General features: G+C 34.4%; 3 protein-coding genes and 1 pseudogene. All 4 read right to left on the bottom strand.

Annotated features, from left to right (window positions below; all coding sequences use genetic code 11):
• Positions 1-716 (bottom strand): DUF4197 domain-containing protein (locus ACP5P5_RS13415; protein WP_428286623.1); only part of this gene is annotated, 716 nt, incomplete at its 3' end.
• A gap of 162 nt (positions 717-878) precedes the next feature.
• The gene (locus ACP5P5_RS13410) at positions 879-1,730 is read right to left on the bottom strand and encodes a hypothetical protein (RefSeq protein WP_428286622.1); all 852 of its coding nucleotides are present in this window, start codon (positions 1,728-1,730) and stop codon (positions 879-881) included.
• Between the two features lie 12 nt (positions 1,731-1,742).
• Positions 1,743-3,398, bottom strand: coding sequence for a SusD/RagB family nutrient-binding outer membrane lipoprotein (locus ACP5P5_RS13405; RefSeq protein WP_428286621.1), 1,656 nt, complete (start codon positions 3,396-3,398; stop codon positions 1,743-1,745).
• A 40-nt stretch (positions 3,399-3,438) separates the two neighbouring features.
• Positions 3,439-3,868, bottom strand: a pseudogene (locus ACP5P5_RS13400) (hypothetical protein); the annotation flags it as partial.

The raw sequence follows: 3,868 nt of genomic DNA, 5'->3' as shown, positions 1-3,868 counted from the left end.
GCAAAAACTTTTTTAAGCAAATCAGTAGTTCTTGCTAACGGATCCTTTCTAATTTTTTGTTCTTCTTGAGCTACCTGAAAAAATAAACCATTTAATGCTTTTTCAGTTACATAACTTGTTAAATCAGGATTAATTTTTTTAACAAAAGGAACTTTATTATAAGTTGAAAAAACAGAATTCCAATATTTGGTTGCATCTACTTTCTCTAATGATTGTGCCACGATAGGTTTGAAAGCAGTTGTTAAAGAAGCAGTTGTTTTTTCGCGTAAATAATGTGTAGCCGCAGAATCACCGCCCTGCAGTAATTGCATTCCATCTTGAATAGTCATTCCTTTAATTGCATTCACAAAAATGGGAGCAGCACTTTTAGCAGCATCTTCAGCCGCTCTATTCATAGCTAATACAGCATTATCAATTTCATTCCCCAATCCCATGTCACGTAAAGTTTTTTCAACTTTTTGTGCTTCGGGCGGCATTAATATTTTTATAGCATTATTTTTAAAATAACCATCCAAAGTAGAAAGTTTGGTAACACTATTATTAGCACCTAATTCCAAAGCCTGTTTCAATCCGTTTATAATATCGTCTTTCGACAATGATGTTCCGTTAGAACCACCTTTTATTAAACCCGAAACTGCAGATACTGCATTATTAGCACTTGAATCTTTGCTATTGTTTAATAATCCCTTTAATATTTGGGCTTGGGAAGCGTTCATTAACAGAAATAAACAGAGGCAAAAAATAAGTTTTTTCATATATCCAATTATACAGTCGAAGTTAAGTGTAAAGTTAAATAGAGGATGATGATAATTGTTAAAATAGGAAAATAAAAAAGGCTGCATTGCTGCAGCCGTAAAAAACGAATCACTAAAAAAACTTTATTGATTTATATAAGATGAAAGCGTTCTTGCTTTTGTTCCGGTTGTTAGGTTCGCATTTCCTTTATAATATAAGGTGAAAACACGTTGCGGTGAGGCACCTGTTAAATTGGTAGAAAAAGCCAATTTAGCTAAAATAGTTCTATTTGCTAATGGGGTATTTGATGGCTGACCCTGAGCTAAAGAACGAGTAACATAAAATGTATCCACTACACCTGTATTATATCCTAAACTTTGAAAAGCTGTAGTTGAATCTGGCGGAATATTAGTTAAAATAGTGGTATTTCTTGCATAGGAAAACACATCAACTTTTTTTCCAATTGTATCGTTCAATACAGCATGTATGAAACGAACACTAATATTTCCTGGCAATGGTGTTGCAAATACATCTTGCACAAAAATTCTAGAAGAATCGCGTTTTGAGAGGATAGAATCTGTAATAAGTAGTGTATAAAAACTACCAGGATTTAAATTTTTTGTAAATGCAAATAATTGTATAGAATCCTTATTAACCACACCCGGTATTGAGAAATGAAACTGCTGTAATCCAGCGGGTACTGACATATAGGTATTTGTAATGGTAGAAGAATTGGGATTAACTGCATTTGGAAATAGTCCTCCATAAGTTAAAAATGGTACATTGTTTAATCGAATATTTCCTAAGTACACATTAAAGGTATCCTGTGCCCCTGTTGACAATCGAAAAAACGGAGAGGCATGAATAATTTTTAGATACGCTTTTGTTGAATCCGCTACCTGATAAGGTGTGTTAATAATAAATGTTTTTTTGCATGCATAAATGGCTACAAAAAATATAAAAACTAAAAATAACTTAACAAAAGTTCGCTTCATATTATAATAATTTTATTGTTGAGAAAACCAGCATTCATAAGTATGATAATCTAAATTCAGCGCTCCAACTTTTTGTAAGGAAGGGATATCGTATAAATATTCTGAATTATAGCGAGGCCTTGCTCTATAAACATACTTACCATTATTGTTAATATATAGTGTACCACCGCCGGGAACAAAATCAGCATAAACTTGTGCACCTGTAATCGGGTCTATATCAGTGTAGTGAAACCGACGCATATCAGCCCAGGTTTCGTGTACACCCCAACCGTATAATGCAATATATTTTTGAAGCATTATTTGTGTTAGGGTTAAACTACCCGGATTAGTTGGAACAACACTTGTATTTGTCAAATAAGCCGACTTAGCTGAGGGTGTAATTAAAGCATAAGAAGGAACATTAAAAGCATACTGATTGGCAAGCATATCAAAATGTAAGGAAATACCATTGGTATAAGCAGCTAATGCAGTTGCTTTGTCTCCTTTACGATAGGAGGCCTCTGCAATAATAAACTGCATTTCAGAAGCAGTCATTACCGGAAATTGTGCGGTATCTCTAAATACAAATCTACCAGAATCAGCTAAAGGCGCTCCAACTGAATTAAATGTATTACCCCAAAAGTTTTTGGGTAAATCCGGAGTTAATAATCCCGCTGACCCTTGACCTGGCTGCACCCCTTTAAATGTACCATTTGAATTTTCGCGTATCAAATACCATGCTCTTGGGTCTTGAACACCTGTAAATGCCGTAGAGTTTAATCCGGATAACAAATTAGCAACATAAGCTGATTGACGAAGACTTCCAACATTCCCTCTAAAAGGCCCAAAATAATTTGAAGTGCCAGATGTTTTTTGCCCGGCAAACTTCAATGTAATATTATCAGAGTTGCTTGTGGGTCCAAGATTAGCATAATAAATAGCTGAATCGGCATAGTGATTAGATAAGTAGGCTGACTTATTAGACAAGTATTGGTATGAACGAGCTAATACACCATAAACAAACTTCTTCCATTTGTTTACATCACCCTTATTCATATAAGCATCGCCAATAGCTAAGTTAGCAGCACTTACAGCACCATCAGTTCTATTTAAATTGGTTAAAGCTCTGTAACAAGTAGCTCTAACTGTATCATATACATCCGATGGATCATCATAATTAAATTGCTGTAAACTAGTATTAAAAGCTTGCTTTAAAATAATGCTATTGTATTGATTCACCATTTCTAGCCAACCCCAAGCACGAATAGCCTGTGCAACACCAACGTAATCCCATTTCTGTTGTTGACTACCCCATTCTATTATTCTATTTAAATTCTGGCCCTGCCCATAATAAAACATAGCCCAAACAGAACCTAATAAATCACTGCCTCCCACTGTACCACCCATTTGATCATATTGGGTACCTCCATTATCACTTGAGGTTACTGCATAATTATTCCAATATTGTATATATCGTCCAATAATGGTAGCATCGCCACCTAAACCATAACCACTACCTGCAGATGATGCATTGCCTAGAAAATTGCCAATTACACCCGGCAATAAACTTTCAATAGGTTCTACAGTTTGAGCATTAGGATTTTGATAAGCAGCATCAATTTTTTTTGAACAGCTATTCAAAAAAATAAGCACGGCAAACAAAGAAAAAATACCAGTTTTTATTTTCATATTTTTCATAATATCTTTTTTACTTTATAATGAAATGAATTTAAAATCCTGCACGTAAACCAACATTTACGGAAATGGGTGTGGCAATATTTCCAAAATCAAACCCAAAAGCACCTACACCCTTTGTTGCTGCAGTATTGCCATTTACAGCAGGATCAGCTCCATTATAATTTGTAAACAATACCAAATCATTACCGGTAACAAAAAAGCTTAATGACCTAAAGCCTTTTAGTTTTTTAACTACATTTTCAGGCATTACATAATTCAAGGTAATGTCACGTAACCTTAACCAATTCACATTTTTTTGAATAAACTCCTCATCAGGCATACCCGTAGTTTCGCCATAATATGCTGTACTATTGTAGTAAGGAGTAATTAAAATATTATTAGCAGTAGGATTACTTGTATTTTCTAAACCATCTTTTAATACACCGCTTACAACTCTTGGTTTCATTCTGTCATTTGTTCTG

The sequence above is a fragment of the Hydrotalea sp. genome, assembly GCF_049968455.1.
GTDB lineage: Bacteria > Bacteroidota > Bacteroidia > Chitinophagales > Chitinophagaceae > Hydrotalea.
Note: the sequence above shows the minus strand (reverse complement) of the source record. Positions and strands in the feature narration are given on the sequence as shown.